General features: G+C 62.7%; 19 protein-coding genes. 12 read left to right on the top strand and 7 right to left on the bottom strand.

Annotated features, from left to right (window positions below):
- Nucleotides 1-75 precede the first annotated feature (75 nt).
- The 3 genes from ACIGGE_RS04185 to ACIGGE_RS04175 all read right to left on the bottom strand — a co-directional run bounded on the left by ACIGGE_RS04185 (nt 76) and on the right by ACIGGE_RS04175 (nt 4,720).
- On the bottom strand, nt 76-1,878 hold the full coding sequence (locus ACIGGE_RS04185; RefSeq protein WP_196847251.1) for a long-chain fatty acid--CoA ligase: 1,803 nt from the start codon (nt 1,876-1,878) through the stop codon (nt 76-78).
- A gap of 87 nt (nt 1,879-1,965) precedes the next feature.
- Nucleotides 1,966-3,681, bottom strand: coding sequence for a gamma-glutamyltransferase (gene ggt, locus ACIGGE_RS04180; RefSeq protein WP_397489526.1), 1,716 nt, complete (start codon nt 3,679-3,681; stop codon nt 1,966-1,968).
- A 10-nt stretch (nt 3,682-3,691) separates the two neighbouring features.
- Entirely contained in the window at nt 3,692-4,720 is a 1,029-nt protein-coding gene (locus ACIGGE_RS04175) for a quinone-dependent dihydroorotate dehydrogenase (RefSeq protein ID WP_397489525.1), read from the bottom strand.
- Nucleotides 4,721-5,061: 341 nt separating this feature from the next.
- Between ACIGGE_RS04175 and ACIGGE_RS04170 the strand changes: the two genes are divergently transcribed.
- Genes ACIGGE_RS04170 through ACIGGE_RS04125 form a run of 10 tightly spaced genes read left to right on the top strand, consistent with a single transcriptional unit; the run spans nt 5,062 to nt 12,463 of the window.
- The gene (locus tag ACIGGE_RS04170; RefSeq protein WP_397489524.1) at nt 5,062-6,015 is read left to right on the top strand and encodes a helix-turn-helix domain-containing protein; all 954 of its coding nucleotides are present in this window, start codon (nt 5,062-5,064) and stop codon (nt 6,013-6,015) included.
- Nucleotides 6,016-6,070: 55 nt separating this feature from the next.
- On the top strand, nt 6,071-6,481 hold the full coding sequence (locus tag ACIGGE_RS04165; protein WP_196847973.1) for an SUF system Fe-S cluster assembly regulator: 411 nt from the start codon (nt 6,071-6,073) through the stop codon (nt 6,479-6,481).
- Nucleotides 6,478-7,959 (top strand): Fe-S cluster assembly protein SufB, encoded by a 1,482-nt coding sequence (sufB, locus tag ACIGGE_RS04160; protein ID WP_103024768.1) that lies wholly within the window; start codon nt 6,478-6,480, stop codon nt 7,957-7,959. The genes ACIGGE_RS04165 and sufB overlap by 4 nt, the downstream gene beginning before the upstream one ends.
- Nucleotides 7,956-8,486 (top strand): DUF559 domain-containing protein, encoded by a 531-nt coding sequence (locus tag ACIGGE_RS04155; RefSeq protein ID WP_397489523.1) that lies wholly within the window; start codon nt 7,956-7,958, stop codon nt 8,484-8,486. Before sufB ends, ACIGGE_RS04155 begins: the two co-directional genes overlap by 4 nt.
- Before the next feature lies 1 nt (nt 8,487).
- The gene (gene sufC, locus ACIGGE_RS04150; protein WP_397489522.1) at nt 8,488-9,231 is read left to right on the top strand and encodes a Fe-S cluster assembly ATPase SufC; all 744 of its coding nucleotides are present in this window, start codon (nt 8,488-8,490) and stop codon (nt 9,229-9,231) included.
- Nucleotides 9,228-9,620, top strand: coding sequence for a hypothetical protein (locus tag ACIGGE_RS04145; protein ID WP_397489521.1), 393 nt, complete (start codon nt 9,228-9,230; stop codon nt 9,618-9,620). Before sufC ends, ACIGGE_RS04145 begins: the two co-directional genes overlap by 4 nt.
- On the top strand, nt 9,617-10,369 hold the full coding sequence (locus tag ACIGGE_RS04140) for a SufD family Fe-S cluster assembly protein (RefSeq protein WP_397489520.1): 753 nt from the start codon (nt 9,617-9,619) through the stop codon (nt 10,367-10,369). The genes ACIGGE_RS04145 and ACIGGE_RS04140 overlap by 4 nt, the downstream gene beginning before the upstream one ends.
- On the top strand, nt 10,366-11,583 hold the full coding sequence (locus tag ACIGGE_RS04135) for a cysteine desulfurase (RefSeq protein ID WP_397489519.1): 1,218 nt from the start codon (nt 10,366-10,368) through the stop codon (nt 11,581-11,583). The genes ACIGGE_RS04140 and ACIGGE_RS04135 overlap by 4 nt, the downstream gene beginning before the upstream one ends.
- A complete protein-coding gene (locus ACIGGE_RS04130) occupies nt 11,580-12,101 on the top strand; it encodes an SUF system Fe-S cluster assembly protein (protein WP_196847243.1) in 522 nt (173 codons plus the stop codon). Before ACIGGE_RS04135 ends, ACIGGE_RS04130 begins: the two co-directional genes overlap by 4 nt.
- Nucleotides 12,098-12,463 carry a HesB/IscA family protein gene (locus ACIGGE_RS04125; RefSeq protein WP_397489518.1) on the top strand — a complete coding sequence of 122 codons (366 nt, stop codon included), beginning with the start codon at nt 12,098-12,100 and terminating at the stop codon, nt 12,461-12,463. The genes ACIGGE_RS04130 and ACIGGE_RS04125 overlap by 4 nt, the downstream gene beginning before the upstream one ends.
- Nucleotides 12,464-12,531: 68 nt before the next feature.
- On the opposite strand, the gene ACIGGE_RS04120 is transcribed toward ACIGGE_RS04125, so the two are convergent.
- Complete coding sequence (locus tag ACIGGE_RS04120; protein WP_397489517.1) at nt 12,532-12,945, bottom strand: hypothetical protein; 414 nt, start codon at nt 12,943-12,945, stop codon at nt 12,532-12,534.
- Nucleotides 12,938-13,663, bottom strand: coding sequence for an EI24 domain-containing protein (locus tag ACIGGE_RS04115; protein ID WP_397489516.1), 726 nt, complete (start codon nt 13,661-13,663; stop codon nt 12,938-12,940). Before ACIGGE_RS04115 ends, ACIGGE_RS04120 begins: the two co-directional genes overlap by 8 nt.
- A gap of 76 nt (nt 13,664-13,739) precedes the next feature.
- Between ACIGGE_RS04115 and ACIGGE_RS04110 the strand changes: the two genes are divergently transcribed.
- Nucleotides 13,740-14,735: an adenosine kinase gene (locus tag ACIGGE_RS04110; protein ID WP_222826921.1), complete on the top strand. Its 996-nt coding sequence runs from the start codon at nt 13,740-13,742 to the stop codon at nt 14,733-14,735.
- Between the two features lie 93 nt (nt 14,736-14,828).
- Here ACIGGE_RS04110 and ACIGGE_RS04105 read toward each other — a convergent pair whose 3' ends face one another.
- Nucleotides 14,829-15,113: a GIY-YIG nuclease family protein gene (locus tag ACIGGE_RS04105; RefSeq protein ID WP_375245640.1), complete on the bottom strand. Its 285-nt coding sequence runs from the start codon at nt 15,111-15,113 to the stop codon at nt 14,829-14,831.
- A 108-nt stretch (nt 15,114-15,221) separates the two neighbouring features.
- The gene (purD, locus tag ACIGGE_RS04100) at nt 15,222-16,496 is read right to left on the bottom strand and encodes a phosphoribosylamine--glycine ligase (RefSeq protein ID WP_397489515.1); all 1,275 of its coding nucleotides are present in this window, start codon (nt 16,494-16,496) and stop codon (nt 15,222-15,224) included.
- Here purD and xseA point away from each other — a divergent pair.
- Nucleotides 16,495-17,952 carry an exodeoxyribonuclease VII large subunit gene (xseA, locus tag ACIGGE_RS04095; protein WP_397489514.1) on the top strand — a complete coding sequence of 486 codons (1,458 nt, stop codon included), beginning with the start codon at nt 16,495-16,497 and terminating at the stop codon, nt 17,950-17,952. The two genes, purD and xseA, sit on opposite strands and share 2 nt — an antisense overlap.
- The last annotated feature ends 5 nt before the right edge of the window (nt 17,953-17,957 follow it).

The raw sequence follows: 17,957 nt of genomic DNA, 5'->3' as shown, positions 1-17,957 counted from the left end.
TCAGAAATCAGGGGCGACCGACAGCGTAGATCACTACGCACCGACCGCCTCTTGCTGCCGAACTGGTTTCGCACCTCACGCGCGATACAGGCGATCCATCCGTTCGCCATAACGTTCCTTGATCTTATGGCGACGGATTTTCATCGAGGGTGTCATTTCTTCGTTCTCGATGGTGAAAGGCTCGTCGGCAAAAGCGAATTGGCGCACCTTCTCCACGACCGATAAATCCTTGTTAACACGGTCCACAGCAGCGCGCACAGCATTACGATATTCAGGCAGTTCTTGAAGTTGCTTGCAATCGAACTGCTTGCCTTGGGCCTGGCACCATTCAAGCGTCCACTCCGCGTCGGGCACAATCAGGCCGACAATGTATGGCTTTCTGTCGCCGGCCACCATTGCCTGACCGATTTCGGGCTGCAACGTCAGCATGCCCTCGACCTTTTGCGGCGCGATATTGTCACCCTTGTCGTTGACGATCATGTCTTTCTTGCGGTCGGTAATGACAATCCGGCCTTTGTCGTCGAGGTGTCCGATATCGCCGGTGTGCAGCCAGCCATCCTGGATCGTCCGCGCAGTTTCGCCTTCGTTCTGCCAGTATCCATGCATGACGAGTTCGCCGCGGCAAAGGATTTCTCCATCCTCTGCGATCTTGATCTCTACTCCGCGCAGAGCCGGGCCGACGGAATGCATGGCAATGCCGGCGGCGGGCCGGTTGCAGCTTATGACAGGCCCTGCTTCGGTTTGCCCATAGCCCTGAAGCATGGTCAGCCCCATCGATTCGAAGAATATCCCGACGTCGGGGTTGAGCGGCGCGCCACCGGACACCATCGCTTTCATGCGACCCCCGAAACGCTTGCGGATTTTGGGTTTCAACAAACGGGCGACCGCGAAATCCTTCAATTGGTCGCCGAATTTCGGATTACCCGCAGCGCGGCGTTCGCCGACCTCGAGAGCTGTATTCATGAGCTTTTCGGCAAGGCCACCCTGCTTCTGAACCTGCTTGAGTATTCGGGTGCGCAAGACCTCGAACAGGCGCGGAACGACAACCATGATGGTCGGGCGCGTTTCCTCGATATTGCTGGCGAGCTTTTCCAGTCCTTCGGAATAATAAATCTGGGCGCCGACCGCGATGGGCAAGAACTGGCCGCCAGAATGTTCATAGGCGTGGCTCAGTGGCAGGAAGGATAAGAAGCGCTCGTCTTGCTCGATTCCGAAATCCTCCATGAGAATTTCGGCGGCGCCGGCGACATTGCACAGGATTGCGCCATGGTGCTGCATGACGCCACGCGGCGCTCCGCCCGTGCCGCTCGTATAGATGATACATGCGGTATCACCGCGCCCAATCCGTGAGATCCTCTCATCTACCGCCCGGCGCGCCGCGATTGCATCGCCCTCGAGCATGCGATCCCATTTGTGATAGGCGAAGCTCCCGGACTGCTGACGGTGCAGATCATCTATGCCGATGACGTGTTCAGCGACGCCCGTCGCCTGCAAGGCACCGTGGAGCGGCCTCAGCAGTTTTTCGGTCGAGACGATCACCGCCTTGGCACCTGAATTGTCGAGAATATGAACGTGATCGCGTTCTGTGTTGGTGATGTATGTCGGGACGGTGATGCACCCCGCCGCCATGATGGCCAAGTCTGCGATGCACCATTCGGGCCGGTTCTCGGCGACGAGACAGATGCGGTCGCCATTCTTCAGGCCCAGTTCCCGCAAGCTTTCCGCCAACAGACAAACTTGCTCGGCTGCTGCGCTCCAGCTTGTCGTTTGCCACACCCCGCCCAATTTTGCGCCGAGAAAAGGCAGATCGCCCTTTTCGTCAGCACGTTTCAGGAAAAGTTCGACAAGATTGTTGGCGGAATCGATATCCGACAGCACGGCAGGCTCCTCAACGCACGTTATTATTTAACAATGTGCCGGGCTTAGGCCCCTGCCATGACATCGGCAAGTTGGTCTGCACCAGTGTCAGGGTGCCTCGATCTGCCCGGCAAGACGCGGGTCACGCGCGGACTGCCACCCGGACGCTCCATATAAGACGGCGCCGCCTTTGACTGGCGCTTCTTGAAGAAACACATCCTTGTGGCCCAGTGATCGGAACGCAGCCTGTGCGCCTTCCAGCCAAGTACCCTTTTCGAGCATAACGCGGTCGCCATAGGCCATGATGAACGGCAGGCCGAGCATCTCCTCTGCCGATAAGCCAAAATCGATCGCGCCGATGATGCTACGTGCCGTCTGGACGGGGATGGTACTGCCGCCCGCAGCGCCGATCGCGAGGAATGGCCTGCCTTGCGGATCCCAAACCACTGTCGGCGACATGGAGCTGCGCGGGCGTTTGCCGCCTTCCACGCGATTGGCGACCAACTTGCCGTCAATATCGGGCGAACGGCTGAAATCGGTGAGCTCGTTGTTCAGAAAGAATCCGCCCACCATCAGGCCCGATCCGAATGGCCCTTCCACAGTCGATGTATAGCTGACCATGGTATTGTCGGCATCGACCACAGCGAAATGCGTGGTCCCGTGTTCTTCGGGTTCGTCGCCATCCGCCAATGCGGTCGATGCGCCGGCGGGCACGCCCGCGACGGCTTCGGCAAGCGTGCCGCGCTCGTCGATCAGCGCACTGCGCTTGGCGATGTAATCGGGCGCGAGCAGGCCGGACACGGGTACCGACACGTAATCGGTATCGGCAAGATAAAGTTCGCGGTCCGCATAGGCGAGCCGCTGGGATTCCACGAAGAGGTGCCACGTGATAGGATTGCGCGGCCCGAGCGCGGAAAGATCGAAACGCTCAAGCTGACCGAGCATCTGCAGCACGGCCACCCCGCCCGAGGTCGGCGGCCCCATGGTGCAGACGCGGTACTCGCGATAGCTTCCGCACACGGCGTCGCGCGCTTTCGCGTCATAAGAGGTGACATCGCCATAGGTCATCGCATCAGTATGCGGCGTATCGCTGGCGACGGTCGTTGCGATCGCGCGGGCCGTGTCTCCCGAATAAAAGGCTGCACGGCCACCCCTGGCGATCGTCTCAAGCGTCTGCGCAAGCTGTTCGTTTTTCACAACGGTGCCCACCGGCAGCGGCTGGCCTTCGGCATCGAAGAAAATACTGCGCGCCTGTGCCGAGTGTGCGGAGCGGTTCCTCGCTGACTCGAGCATTCCGTTCAGACGCGGATTCATTTCGAAACCCTGGCTCGCGAGCTTGATCGCGGGCTCGAACAGGCTGGCCCAGGGCAGCTTTCCGTAGGCGGCATGTGCTTTGGCGGCCAAAGCGATATTGCCTGGTACCCCGACGGATAATCCGCTGCGTACCGATTCGATGAAGGGCGGCAATTGACCGTTTTCATCCAGAAACCAATCGGGCGTGGCGCTGGCAGGCGCAGTTTCACGGCCATCGAACGTGCCGACCGACCCGTCTGCCGTACCGCGGACCATGAACCCGCCGCCGCCGATGCCCGAACTCTGCGGCTCGACTACGCCCAATGCCAGCATGACCGCGATTGCCGCGTCGGTTGCGCTGCCGCCACGGGCGAGCATCTCTTCACCCGCTGCCTGAGCGCGTGGGTCGGCGGCCGATACGGCGCCAGCCAGACTGCGAGGCGCGTCTGTAGACGTCGAAGAAAGCGGAGTATTCGTCGTGCAGGCGGCAAGCGCCAGCGCGAGTAGCGATGCGGATAGGGTTCTGGACATGCGCATGGTGCTATTCGCTTCCGACCGCTTCGGCAATTGAAGCGAAGCCGTCGCGCTGCATCAATTGCTCCATACCCTTCAGAATTCTGCGCGGTAGCCCCGGCCCCTCGAAGACCATCGCGCTGTAGAGCTGGACGAGACTGGCGCCGGCGCGAATGCGGGCCCAGGCGTCGGCCGCTTCGGCAATGCCGCCGACACCGATGAGCGGCACGGCCCCACCGGTGGCCCGGCGGAAATCGCGCAACCGCTGCTGGGCAAGGTCGCGCAAGGGGGCACCGGACAACCCGCCGGTTTCACCAGCCTGGCGCGACTTGAGGATGGGACGCGAAATGGTTGTGTTGGACACGATCAGAGCGCCCAGCCCCTTGTCGATCGCGATCCGCGAAATAGCGTCGATATCGGCTGGCTCCAGATCCGGCGCCACCTTGAGGAAAATGGGCACGGTGTTCGCGCCGCGCGCATCGATCACGGCGTCCAGCAGGCCGGACAAGGCATTTTCGTCCTGCAGTGCCCTCAGGCCCGGCGTATTTGGGCTCGATATGTTGACCGCGAGATAGGAAGCGTACGGCGCCATTGTTCGCGCCATGACTTCGTAATCGGCGATCCGGTCCTCGCTGTCCTTGTTGGCGCCGATATTCACGCCTACGATGCCAAGGCGTCCCGATCGTCTGGCGAGCCGGGTTTCGGCAGCATCGGCTCCGCGATTGTTGAAGCCCATCCGGTTGATCACTGCCCGATCTTCCACCAGCCGGAACAGCCGCGGCTTGGGGTTGCCCGCTTGCGGACGCGGCGTGATAGAGCCGACTTCGGCAAATCCGAAGCCCAGACCCAAAAGCTGGTCGGGTACCTCCGCATCCTTGTCGAATCCCGCGGCCATTCCGAGCGGATTGGGAAACTGCAGCCCTGCCACCTCGACTGCGAGGGGCCCTGTTTTTGGCGGACCGGCCTGGGGCGAAACGGCAAGCGCCCTCACAGTAAGGCGGTGGGCAAGCTCGGGATCAATCTTGAAGAGCAGTGAGCGGGCCAGATCGAATATCATGCCCTGCGCCATGGCGCGGCGCAGATATCATGTCGAGACGCTTCATGCCCCTTGGCGGGCGCTGAATCCGAGAAAAAGTGGGCCGCTTCGGGCAGGTCTGTCGCTTGCATACAATCAACGCGCGGAGATTCGATCTAACACATCCTTGCGACCCGAAGGGCTCGGAGCATTTCTGCAACGAGTTCTCGACTTCAAAGGGGTAGCCTTAACGGGCTACCCCCTTTTTTTGTCGCCCGCTTCCATATTTGGTGGCGCTTCGCACAGTGGTGTGATTACGAATTGCGGCCCGTCTGCGTAATAATACGAGGGGGCCGCAAAGTTGGGACTTCGGGGGGAAGGTATTGTCGCGACTGCAAAAAGACGACCCTTCGCACTCGCTCGAATATCTCGATCTGCCGACTGATCTCGCGCCTTATCTGAACGGGATATATGTCTGGCGTACCGCGGAAACCGTGATCGACGATCACATACCGGCCTATTCAGGTCAGATGGTTGTGATCGCACAAGGACGCGGACGGATGCAGTTCGGCTCAACGGATCTGGAAGATGCCGGCGTGGCCAGTTTCCTTGCCCCGATGGGCGAGTCGCGGCGAATCGTGGTTGATGGCCCGGCGTTCGTATGCGGGCTTTCGCTGAACCATCTGGGCTGGGCTACGCTGACAGGCCTGGCGGTAGACGAACATCAGGATCGCTTTCTCGAACCCGACTATGTTCTCGGCGAACGACTGGGCGACGAACTGACGGCGCTGATACCGCGTTGGCACGCCGGGACGCTGGACGACGCGGGATTGGCGGGCGCCATGTGCGATGTTGCCAGAAAGGCGCTGACACCCTTGCCGAACAGGCAGATGGCCGTAATTCAAAGAACAGTCGAATGGCTGGCAAGCTCGATCCGTCCGGACATCAATGACCTTTATGCGACGCTGCCCTATTCGAAACGCCAGGCACAACGGCTGGTGGCGCGGTTTTTCGGGCAGTCGCCGGTCCGGCTCGCCCGCCGGTTCCGCGCCATTCGCGCGGCGGCCCATATGCTTCGGCCCGACATTCCCGAACCGATCGAAACGGGTATCCAGGCCGCGTTTTACGATCAGGGTCATATGATCAAGGAAATCCGCTACTTCACCGGGCTCACTCCCAAGGGTCTTCAGCAGAATGCAGGATCGTTTGCCGATTATCTGCTGGGCCCTGATGGTCGGACGCCGCTCGATCCGTTCGCCGCGACCGCGCGCATGGGGAATGCGCCACCTCGCGATGGGAACGTTGATAACGACTCGCAGCAAGGCGTTTTCCGTTGAAATGGCCAGCCAAGCCTCTTAGCTGACCAATCGGAACGATTTGGTCCGATTTGATATGCGCCTTTCTAACCTTGCTGATTATGCCGTGGTCACGATGAGTGCCGCTGCCCGCCATTGCGGCGGTGCACGCACCAGTGCGGCAGAGCTGGCCGCCGAGACCGGATTGCCGGTTCCGACGGTGCAAAAGCTGGTAAGCAAGCTGTCTGCTGCAGGGCTACTGCGATCCACGCGCGGTGCCGGCGGCGGGCTGCAACTGGCACGACCTGCCGCGGCGATTACCGTTGCCGACATCGTCGAGGCGGTCGAAGGACCAATCGCACTGACCGCCTGCGTCGAAGGCACGGACTGTTCTGTCGAACATGACTGCACCGTCAAACCTCACTGGCCGGTCGTCAACGAAGCGTTGCGAGGCGCGCTGGCGGCGATTCCGCTGACCCAGCTGGCCCGCACAAGAGAGATTGCATGAGCGAAAATATCGACATTCAGGATCGAGAAGCGAAGGAAGCTGCCGAAAAGGCCGCCGAATACGAACACGGCTGGTCGGCTGAAATCGACACCGAATTCGCCGAGAAGGGCCTTAGTGAAGACACCGTCCGGTTCATCAGCGCCAAGAAGGGCGAGCCGGAATGGATGCTCGACTGGCGGCTGAAAGCGTTTCGTCTGTGGCAGGAAATGGAAGAGCCGGACTGGGCCAAGCTCGGCTATCCGGCCATCGATTACCAGGACGCCTATTACTACGCGGCACCGAAAAAGAAGGAAAAGCTCGCCTCGCTCGACGAGCTCGATCCGGACATCAAGGCGGTTTACGACAAGCTCGGCATACCTGTGGCAGAGCAGGAAGTGCTTGCCGGTGTCGAGGGCGCGCGCAAGGTCGCGGTCGATGCAGTATTCGACAGCGTGTCTGTCGCCACCACCTTCCGCGAAGAGCTGAAGAAGGCTGGCGTCATCTTCCTGTCGATCAGCGAAGCCATCAAGGAATATCCCGAACTGGTGAAGAAATGGCTGGGCAAGGTCGTGCCTCAGCATGACAATTTCTTCGCGACGCTCAACTGTGCGGTCTTTTCCGACGGCACCTTCGTCTATGTGCCTGAAGGCGTGCGCTGCCCGATGGAACTCAGCACCTATTTCCGGATCAATGCCGAAAATACCGGCCAGTTCGAACGCACGCTGATAATCGCCGAAAAGGGCAGCTACGTGAGCTATCTCGAAGGCTGCACCGCACCGATGCGCGACGAGAACCAGCTGCATGCTGCCGTGGTCGAACTGGTCGCGCTGGAAGATGCCGAGATCAAGTATTCGACCGTCCAGAACTGGTATCCCGGCAATGCCGAGGGCAAGGGCGGGATCTACAATTTCGTCACCAAGCGCGGCCTCTGCCAAGGCGCGCGGTCAAAGATCAGCTGGACACAGGTCGAAACCGGCAGCGCAGTTACGTGGAAATATCCCAGCTGCGTTCTCAACGGGGAAGACAGCGTGGGCGAATTCTACTCGGTCGCGGTGACGAACAATTACCAGCAGGCCGACACCGGCACCAAGATGATCCACAACGGCAAGGGCAGCCGTTCGACGATCATCTCCAAGGGCATTTCGGCGGGCAAGTCGAACAACACATATCGCGGGTTGGTGCGCGTAGCGGCCAATGCCGATGGCGTGCGCAACCGCACCGAATGCGACAGCTTGCTGATCGGCGACCAGTGCGGCGCGCATACCGTTCCCTACATCGAGGTGAAGAACCCCGGCGCGCAGATCGAGCACGAGGCGACCACCAGCAAGATCAGCGACGACCAGCTGTTTTATGCAATGCAGCGCGGCCTGGATGACGAGGAAGCCATGGCGCTGATCGTCAACGGTTTCGCCAAGGACGTGCTGAAAGAACTTCCGATGGAATTTGCAGTCGAAGCGCAAAAGCTGCTGGCGATTTCTCTCGAAGGGAGCGTGGGGTGACCGAACGCAAAACTCTCCAGCTTCGCGATCCCTCAGAGGTCAGCGACGAAGCGCCTGCGATCAAGAAGAAGGGTCGCGGCTGGGAAATCTCCGAAAAGCGGCTCGATGCGCTGCACGACCGCGCCCGCGAAATGCGCCGGCACTCCTCGCCGGCGCACAAGGCGCTGGCGGCCCGTTTCGCAAAGGAAGATTTCGGGAAATACAAGTTTTCGCGCCACACGGTGGTCGGCTCGGCGATCCTCGATTTCGTATCGCATCCACTTGGCCTCGCCATAGCGATCGACGAGGAGGACCAGAACGATGCACTGGCCAAGCGCCGCGACAAGAGCCTTGCCAGCGTCGGCATCGAAGTGCTGCGGATACCAGCAGCAACTATCCTCGGGGACGTGGAAGCTGCGATGCAGCCGATCTTCGGTGCCATGAATGCTCGCTACCGCGACAAGGAAGCCGCGCGCCGCGCCCATCAATCCAAATACGGACCGACGCCCCGGCGCCCCCGCGCCCCGCGTCGAGACGACAGGAAGTAACATGCTGAAAATAGATAATCTTCACGCCGAAATCGACGGCAAGACCATTCTCAACGGCCTTTCGCTGGAAGTGCCCGCGGGCGAAGTCCACGCGATCATGGGCCCTAATGGCGCGGGCAAATCGACGCTGGCGTATGTGCTAGGCGGACGCCCGGGTCACGAGGTTACGCAGGGATCGGTCGAGTTCAACGGTATCGACCTGCTCGATATGGAGCCGCACGAACGCGCCGCAGCCGGCCTGTTTCTGGGCTTTCAGTACCCGGTCGAGATACCCGGCGTCTCCAACCTGCAATTCCTGCGCGAGGCGCTCAATTCGCAGCGCAAGGCGCGGGGCGAAGAGCCGCTTACGGGTGGTGAATTCCTCAAGCTGGCCAAGGACAAGGCCGCGCTGCTCAAGCTCGATCCGGAAATGCTCAAGCGCCATGTGAATGTCGGCTTCTCGGGCGGCGAAAAGAAGCGCGCAGAGATGGTGCAGATGGGCATTCTCGATCCCAGGTTCGCAGTGCTGGACGAAACAGACAGCGGACTGGATATCGATGCGCTGCGCGTTGTCGGGGACGGCATCAACGCGATCATGCGTTCGCCGGAGAAAGCGGTGCTGCTGATCACCCACTATCAGCGCCTGCTCGATTACGTCACACCGGCCAAGGTGCATATTCTCGCAGGCGGCCGGATCGTCACGACTGGCGGACCCGAGCTCGCGCAGAAGCTCGAGGCCGAGGGGTATGAGGCGGTCGCGGCGTGAAAAATATTGCAATCATACTGATGCTGATGGCCGGCGCCGCACATGCCCAGGACGCAGCGCCATCGGCCGACCCTGTCGATGACCAGATCGTTGTCATCGGCGAGAAGCTGAAGACGTGGAAGGGCGGCGTCACGAAAGAGAATGGGCGGCTCATGTGCCGCACGAAGGAAAGCACGGGCGACAAGCAGCTCGATGCAATCCGGTGCGGGGGCATGCTGACCTGCATCGAGCCGCTGGAGCCGCGGATCGACAAGCTGATGTCTTCCGACGTTTCCCGCCTGGAAAAGCGCGATAAGTTCAACGCGATGCTGGCCGGGACCAAGCCTTGTCTCGACGAATACGAAGACGCGGCCATCGCCCGACTGGCCGCGGAAAGGACCAAATCGTGACGACTGCAACCCTTCCTACCCGCAAGGACGAAGCCTGGCGCTATTCCGCGGTCGAGAGGCTGCAGGGCGAGGCACTGGACGACTGGCGCGAGATCAAAATCGAGGCTGGCGATAGCTTTCGCGAGATACTGATGATTGCGGACGGCGCCAGCAACCCGACGGAATTGCATCGTTGGCGCGTGACCGTCGGCGAAGGCGCGACGTGTGAACTGTTCGCCGTGCTTGCCTCGGCCGAATACGCCCGCCTCGAAATCGAAGTGACCTTGAACAAGGGCGCACATTTCGAATTCGGCGGGATTACCGTTGGCGGGCGCGACACGGTGCGCGAATTCGTCACGCGTACCATCCATGCCCAGCCCGAAGCGACCAGCAACCAGACCGTGCGCAGTGTGCACTGGGGGCACGGCACCGGGAATTTCCTTGGCAATATCGATGTGGTTCGCGATGCGCAGAAGACCGATGCGGCGCAGGATTTCAAAGGCTTGCTGCTGGAAAAAGGCGCCAGCGTGAACGCCGTGCCGCAGCTAGAAATCTTTGCCGACGATGTGAAGTGCGCGCATGGCGCCAGTGTCGGCCAGCTCGATGAAACGGCCCGCTTTTATATGGAGGCGCGGGGGCTTTCGCCCGATGTGGCTCGCCGTCTGCTGGTGCAGGCCTTTCTTGGCGATGCGCTGGTGTCGCTGGAGGATGAGGCGAAGCGCGAGGAGTTGATGAAAGTCGCGCTCGACAAGGTGGACAAGTACCTGTGAGCGATACAGCCGTCCTTTCCCGCAAGGCCGATTTCCCAGGACTCGTCACGGCCGATGGCGAGCCTTGGCACTATCTCGATACGGCGGCGTCTGCGCAAAAGCCGCAGGTGGTGGTTGATGCGATGAGCCGCGCGCTCGGCGTAGACTATGCCACGGTGCATCGCGGCGTGTACGGGCGCAGCGCGCAGATGACGCTCGGCTACGAATTCGCCCGGCGGCGGGTTGCGGAGTTCATCGGCGCGAAAAGCGAGAACGAAGTGGTCTTCGTGCGCGGCGCGACAGAAGCGATCAACCTTGTCGCTGCAAGCTGGGGCATGGTGAATATCGGCGAGGGTGACCGGATCGTGTTGTCCACGCTCGAGCATCATTCCAACATCGTACCCTGGCAGATGGTGGCGGAGCGTACGGGGGCGCAGATCGATGTCTGTCCGCTGACGGAAGACGGGCAGATCGACCTCGGTGCGCTCGAGGCGATCCTCACGCCGCGAACCAAGCTGGTTTCGCTGGCGCATGTTTCCAACGTCCTTGGCAGCGTGCTCGATGCGCGGGCGGCTGCGGATCTGGCGCATTCGGTCGGTGCGAAGCTGATGCTGGACGGATGTCAGGCGGCGCCGCGCATGACGCTCGACATGGCCGCAATCGATTGTGATTTCTACGCTTTTTCCGGACACAAAATCTACGGACCCACCGGAATCGGCGTGCTGTGGGCGCGCGAAGAGATCCTGGATGGCATGCCCCCGTGGCAGGGCGGCGGGGCGATGATCGACCGCGTGACCTTCGAAAAGACCACTTACGCCCCGCCTCCGCAGCGGTTCGAGGCCGGCACGCCGATGATCACGGAAGCGATCGCCCTGCATGCGGCGATCGAATACATCGATGATATGGGTGTCGATCAAGCGTATGATCACGAGCGTCAGCTCGCCCGAACACTGCGTGAAGCACTGTCTGCACACAATTCGATCCGTCTGTTCGGGCCGGAAGAGAGCGCCGGCATCGTCAGCTTTGCGATGGAGGGGGTTCACCCGCACGATCTGGGCACCATATTGGACGAAGAACATGTCGCGATCCGGGCCGGACATCACTGTGCGCAGCCGCTGATGGACCATCTCGGCGTCCCCGCCACCGCCCGCGCCAGCTTCGGGCTGTATTCCGACGAAAGCGACATTGCTGCCCTGCTGCGCGGCATCGAACGTACCCAGAGGATCTTCGGATGAGCGAAGAAACGAATACCGATACTGATTTCATCGCAGCCCCCCTGCCGGGTGATGTGGCGCCTGCCGACAATGCAGGTGGCAAGCCCCCGCGTGCGCGGGTGGAGGATGCCGTCGATACGGAAGAATCCCCGCGCGAGACGATGGAGCGCAAGCGCGATTATCTGGAAGGATTCCTCCAGAAAAAGCCGGAGAACGTGCCCGCAGGTGCGCCCGGCGGCGATCTGTACGAGGCCGTGATCTCCGCGCTCAAGGAAATCTACGATCCGGAAATCCCGGTGAACATCTACGATCTGGGGCTGATCTACGGCGTCGAGGTCGATGACGAAAGCGACGTGACCGTCACCATGACGCTGACCACGCCGCACTGCCCGGTGGCCGAAACCATGCCGGGCGAAGTCGAACTGCGCGCTGCCAGCGTGCCGGGCGTCCGCGATGCCGAAGTCAATCTGGTCTGGGATCCGCCCTGGGGTCCGGACAAGATGACCGACGAGGCGCGGCTGGAGTTGGGAATGCTATGAGCGATACCGAAACAAAAACCCGCCCCGCACCGAAGGCCGCCGTGATCCTGACCGCCGCCGCCGAGCAGCGCGTTGCCGATCTGATGGCCAAGGCTCCCGAAGATGCGATCGGCGTAAAGCTGTCGACCCCGCGCCGCGGCTGTTCGGGTCTGGCCTATTCGGTCGACTATGTCAGCGAGGAAACCAAATTCGACGAGAAGATCGAGACCCCAGGCGGTGTGTTCTACATCGACGGCGCCAGCGTCCTCTATCTGATCGGGAGCACGATGGACTGGATGGAAGACGATTTCACCGCCGGCTTCGTGTTCGAAAATCCCAATGCCAAGGGCGCTTGCGGCTGCGGTGAGAGCTTCATGGTCTGATGACCGGGTAAATCGCTACCAGCGTCAGCCGCTGGAGCGCGGCGTCCCGGCCTTGCGCAGTTCGGTCCCTACCGCCTGAGTGCCCGCACACAGGCGGCGCGGTCCACATCGATGCCGTCGCTTGCCCGCCGGGCATCGACATAGGTGGCGCTGGGTTCTCCGCGCGGTTGAAGCGGGTAGAGATAGACGTCGAGCACGCAGGCATCGCCGGCGAACTGCAGTTTCCTCGCGTCGCCTTCCTTCACATTGAGCCGCGGTGCGCCGAACAGATTGGCGAGCGCGGTTTCATTCTTCCCGATGACATTTTCCAGCCCTGGCATGTTCATGATGCGCGGGGCGCGGAAGGCCTGCGTCGTCGGCGCGGGGCGTACCTGCTGCGGCGGTGTGCCGGCGGATGGGCGCGACGGGCTGGGGCCAGAGGGTGAGGGCGTGCTGACGCAGGCACCGAGAAGGGGGAGCAGGAGGAGGGCAGATTTACGCATTCGGAACTCTCTGTCGGGCGCGGTGGACCATGTGGGTCGCGGCGGCAGCGCCTATTATCGGGGCGAGCAGGTTGATGAAAGGGACAGCGAGAAGCGCGACCACGACACCGCCGAGCAGGAAGCGGTTCACGCCGCCCATCGGGGCGCTTTCGGCTGGATCGCTGCGATGCCTGATCCATACCATGTCGCGCAATTCGCGCCCGATCAGGAAGGCGTTCACCGCCCAGAACACGGCGGCGGCGCCGATCCCGGTGAAAAGCAGCAGCGCGGCGACCGGCAAAGCCGCAGCATTGGCCAGCACGGTGCGCACCAGCGAGCGCAGCGCATTGCCGATTTCTTCGGTGAAAGGGATGTCGCGTACGCCATGCGCGGCGTGCGGATAATGTTTCGCCTCTACCGCGCGCACGACGTCTTCGGCGAAAAACTGCAGGACGAACAGAGCGACCACGCGAAACAGGAACCAGCCCGCGATGATCATGCCGGCCGCAGCGACAAGGGCACCGAATGCGGATGTATCGGCCTGGGTGAAACTGTCGATCGCCCGTTCCACACCGACATAAAGCGCCGCGCCGCCGGCAAGAAAAATGCCGAGCGTTATCAAGGCGGTCTTGAACAGGACGCCGAGGATCGCCCGGTCGCCGAGCTGGCGTAGCGACAGGGCGAGGGCGGCAGGCAGCGAATTCATGCGAGGCGGGGGATGCGCGCGCCGCCGTTCCAAGTCAACGCCGCCCTTGGCGCGCGGGCGACGAACCGCTAACGGCGCCCGACATACCGAAATCCCTCCCGGAGTATCCATGACCGAACCCCGCTACGACGTGATCGCCATCGGCAATGCCATCGTCGACGTAATGTCCCCCTGCACCGAAGAACTGATCGACGAGCTCGATCTGAACAAGGGCGGGATGACGCTGGTGGACGAAGACGGCGCGCAGCGGCTTTACGAAGCGATGGGCCCGGCGCGGGAAATTTCGGGCGGTTCGGCAGCGAACACGCTGGCCGGCATGAGCGCTCTGGGTGCGCAGTGCGCCTTCGTGGGCCAGGTAGCCAAGGACCAGCTGGGCGATGTGTTCACGCACGACATCCGTGCCGTCGGTATCGATTTCGACACGCCATCGCGCGACGGCCAGCCCTCGACCGCGCGGTGCCTCATCTTCGTGACGCCCGATGGCGAGCGCACGATGAACACCTTCCTCGGCGCCAGCCAGTTCCTGCCGCCAGCCGCGCTCGACGACGAGCTCATCGCCAGCGCGGGCATTCTCTATCTCGAAGGCTATCTGTGGGATCCGGAAGAGCCGCGCAGCGCCATGCGCCGCGCGATCGAGGTTGCGCGCAAGGCCGGCCGCAAGGTCGCCTTCACCGCTTCGGAAAGCTTCGTGATCGATCGCCATGGCGATGATTTCCGCAAGATGATCGAGGAAGGCCTGATCGACATCATGTTCGTCAACGAAACTGAACTGGCGACGCTGACGGGCGAAAGCGAGTTCGAAGCAGGCCTCGCCGCGCTCGACGGCAAGATCCCGGTGCTGGTCGCGACCCGCAGCGCCAAGGGCGCCGTCGGTATCGCCAATGGCCAGCGCGCCGAAGTGAACGCCGAGCCGGTCGAAAAGGTGATCGACACCACCGGTGCAGGCGACCTTTTTGCGGCAGGCTTCCTGACCGGCCATGCCCGCGGCGAAAACCTAGAGACCTGCCTGCGCATGGGCTCGATCTGCGCCGCCGAAATCATCTCGCATTACGGCGCGCGGCCGGAAGTGGATCTGAAAGCGCTGATGGCCGATAAGCTGGGCTGATGTTTCACGGCGGTTGGACAAGACAAAGCCAATCGCCACCCCGCTCAGCCTGAGCTTGTCGAAGGCCACGCACCACCGCCGCTCTTGGCACCATCAGCACTGCCGGTTACGCGAGAGTGCCGAGATTCTCTGCCAATCTCCGGCGATGAGCGCCTCTTTCTTCGCTCGGCTCCACCCCTTGATCTGTCGCTCGGCATCGAAAGCCTCGTCGCGAGTGGGGAAGTCCTGAGACCATTCGAGCGATACGGGGCGTCGTTTTGCCGTGTAACCGCCCAGCGCGCCGGAGTGATGCTGCGCCATCCGGACTTCAAGGTCTTCGGTGTGCCCCGCGTAATAGCTGCCGTCATTGCAGCGCAGGAGATAGGTGAAGAAGGCCATCCTGTCGCTAACCTCGGTGTATGGCCTTCGACAAGCTCAGGCTGAGCGAAGTTTGGTGCGGGCGGTAAACTGGAAGCGATCTCCACATACCCGGCCCGTCGGCGATAATCACCCTTGCTCCCGCCGCACCTCGCGCTGGCCGATGTCGCGGCGGCAGAAGCCGTCGGCAAAGTCGATGGCGTCTACCGCGGCATAGGCTCTGGCCTGCGCTTCGGTGGCACTGGAGCCGCGGGCGGTTACGTTGAGGACGCGGCCGCCGCTGCTGGTCAGCGTATCGCCATCCAGCTTCGTGCCTGCATGGAAGACCCTGGCGCCATTGGCCTCGGCCTCGCCAAGATCGATCCGGCCGCCCTTCTTCGGCGTATCGGGATAGCCCTCCGCAGCCATGACCACCGTCAGGGCGAAATCATCGGACAGTTTGGGCGCGTCGACCTGGGCCAGCCGCCCTTGCGCACAGGCCTGCATGAGTTCGACGAGATCGCTTTCCAGCCGCATCATCAGCACCTGGCATTCCGGATCGCCGAAGCGGGCGTTGTATTCGATCAGTTGGGGGCCGTCCTTCGTCAGCATCAGGCCGGCGTAGAGCACGCCGGAATAGGGCGTGCCTTCGGCTGCCATGGTGCGCACGGTCGGCTCCACGATCTCGCGCATGACCTGCGCCTGCAGGGCATCGGTCAGGACGGGGGCGGGTGAATAGGCGCCCATGCCGCCGGTATTGGGGCCGGTGTCGCCTTCGCCCACGCGCTTGTGATCCTGCGCAGTGCCGATGGGGACGATGGCCGTGCCGTCGGTCAGCGCGAAGAAGCTGGCTTCCTCGCCGGTAAGAAACTGTTCGATCACGACTTCGCTGCCGGCGCTGCCGAACCTGCCATCGAACATTTCGCCCAGCGCTTCCTGCGCCTGTTCGTATGTTTCGGCGATGACCACGCCCTTGCCTGCGGCGAGACCATCGGCCTTGAGCACGAAGGGCGGCTTGAACCGCTTGAGCGCGCCCCATGCCGCCTCCAGCGAGGTGCAGCGTTCGTACCGCGCGGTGGGTATGCCGGCGCGCTGGCACAATTCCTTAGTGAAGCCCTTGCTGCCTTCGAGCTGGGCGGCCTGTTTCGAGGGGCCGAAGGTATCGATCCCGGCCGCGCGCAGCGAATCGGCCAGCCCGTCGACCAGTGGCGCTTCGGGGCCGATCACGACGAGGCCGATGGCATTGTCCTTCGCGAAGGCGATAACGGCATCGTGATCGGTCGCATCGAGGGATGTGCATTCGGCAAGCTGTGCTATGCCCGGGTTGCCGGGCGCCGCCCACAGCTTGTCGCACAGCGGCGATTGCGCCAGTTTCCAGCCAAGAGCATGTTCGCGCCCGCCACTGCCGAGCAAAAGGATATTCATGACCGCCGATTTCCCGTCAGATTCAGATGATGCGAGCTTGGTAGCGAAGCCCTACGCAGGCGACAACGCCGAGCCGCTGACGGTGAGCGAAATATCGCAGGCGCTCAAGCGAACGGTGGAAGACCGGTTCGGCTTCGTGCGGCTGCGCGGCGAATTGTCGGGCGTGAAGCGGGCCGCGAGCGGTCATATGTACTGCGCGCTCAAGGACGAGAACGCCGTGCTCGACGGGGTGATGTGGCGCGGCAATGCGGGGCGCCTGCCGTTCCGCCCGGAAGACGGGCTGGAAGTCGTGGCAACGGGCAAGATCACGACCTATCCGGGGCGCTCGAAATACCAGATCGTGATCGAACGGATGGAGCTGGCTGGCGAAGGGGCGCTGCTGGCGCTGCTGGAAAAGACCAAGGCAAGGCTCGAAGCGGAAGGGCTGTTCGATCCCGCACGCAAACGGCCGCTGCCCTATCTGCCAAGAACCATCGGGGTGGTTACCTCGCCCACCGGGGCGGTGATCCGCGATATCCTCCACCGGCTGGCAGACCGTTTCCCGAGCCGCGTGATCGTGTGGCCGGTGCTGGTGCAGGGCCAGGGCGCGGCGGAGCAGGTGGCAGGCGCGGTGCGGGGGTTTTCCGCCCTGCCACAGGGTCATGCCGATCGGGCAGACCTCGTCATCGTGGCGCGGGGAGGCGGTTCGATCGAGGATCTGTGGAGCTTCAACGAGGAAGTGGTGGTGCGCGCCATCGCCGATTGCCCGATCCCCACGATAAGCGCGGTGGGGCATGAAACCGACACGACTCTGGCAGACTATGCCGCGGACCGCCGCGCGCCGACGCCCACCGCGGCAGCCGAAATGGCAGTGCCGGTGCGGGCGGAACTGGCTGCGGCGCTGGCGGATTTCGAGGCACGCAAGAAGCGGGCGATCCTGCGCCCGGTGCAGCTTGGCCGGGAGCGGCTGCAAGCACGGGCCGACCGCCTGCCGAAGCGGGAGGCGCTGCTCGAACCGCATGCGCAAAGGCTCGACGATCTGGCCGAGAGGCTGCGGCGGGGCCTGCGCGACCGTGCGGCCCAGGGGCGGGAGAGGCTGTCCAACCTTCGCCTTGCGCCTGCGGTGCTGGAACGCAACCTGCGCGAGGCGCAGCGTGCGCTGGCGGGACAGAAGCTGGCGCCTGCCCTGGTCGAACGTCCGCTGGCCGAACGGCGCGAGCGGCTGGCGGCGCTGGGGCGGCTGGCGGAGCAACTGCATCCCGACCGCCCGCTGGCGCGCGGCTATGTCCGGGTCACCGATGCGGAGGGCCGGACGATCACCGACAGGGCGGGCGCGGCAGGGGAAGCGGCGCTGACGCTGAAGTTCCGCGATGGCGATCTCGACGTGTCGACCGGTGGAGCCGCAGCGCCGACAACGCCGCGCCGCAAGCCGGCGAGGTCCGGAACTGCTCCCAAGCAGGAAGATTTGTTCGGTTAAGGTGG

Origin of the sequence: Qipengyuania sp. NPDC077410 (assembly GCF_044543405.1) — a bacterium.
GTDB classification, from domain to species: Bacteria; Pseudomonadota; Alphaproteobacteria; order Sphingomonadales; family Sphingomonadaceae; genus Qipengyuania; species Qipengyuania pacifica.
The sequence above is the reverse complement of the archived record's forward strand: the minus strand, read 5'-3'. Positions and strand labels throughout refer to the sequence as shown.

Excerpts from the sequence above, each read along its gene's own strand:
- purD (WP_397489515.1), bottom strand. The coding sequence starts at position 16,496 with ATGAATATCCTTTTGCTCGGCAGTGGCGGGCGCGAACATGCTCTTGGC.
- ACIGGE_RS04120 (WP_397489517.1), bottom strand. The coding sequence starts at position 12,945 with ATGCGTAAATCTGCCCTCCTCCTGCTCCCCCTTCTCGGTGCCTGCGTC.
- ACIGGE_RS04105 (WP_375245640.1), bottom strand. The coding sequence starts at position 15,113 with ATGGCCTTCTTCACCTATCTCCTGCGCTGCAATGACGGCAGCTATTAC.
- ACIGGE_RS04165 (WP_196847973.1), top strand. The coding sequence starts at position 6,071 with ATGCGCCTTTCTAACCTTGCTGATTATGCCGTGGTCACGATGAGTGCC.
- sufC (WP_397489522.1), top strand. The coding sequence starts at position 8,488 with ATGCTGAAAATAGATAATCTTCACGCCGAAATCGACGGCAAGACCATT.
- sufB (WP_103024768.1), top strand. The coding sequence starts at position 6,478 with ATGAGCGAAAATATCGACATTCAGGATCGAGAAGCGAAGGAAGCTGCC.
- ggt (WP_397489526.1), bottom strand. The coding sequence starts at position 3,681 with ATGTCCAGAACCCTATCCGCATCGCTACTCGCGCTGGCGCTTGCCGCC.
- ACIGGE_RS04130 (WP_196847243.1), top strand. The coding sequence starts at position 11,580 with ATGAGCGAAGAAACGAATACCGATACTGATTTCATCGCAGCCCCCCTG.
- xseA (WP_397489514.1), top strand. The coding sequence starts at position 16,495 with ATGACCGCCGATTTCCCGTCAGATTCAGATGATGCGAGCTTGGTAGCG.
- ACIGGE_RS04125 (WP_397489518.1), top strand. The coding sequence starts at position 12,098 with ATGAGCGATACCGAAACAAAAACCCGCCCCGCACCGAAGGCCGCCGTG.
- ACIGGE_RS04110 (WP_222826921.1), top strand. The coding sequence starts at position 13,740 with ATGACCGAACCCCGCTACGACGTGATCGCCATCGGCAATGCCATCGTC.
- ACIGGE_RS04175 (WP_397489525.1), bottom strand. The coding sequence starts at position 4,720 with ATGATATTCGATCTGGCCCGCTCACTGCTCTTCAAGATTGATCCCGAG.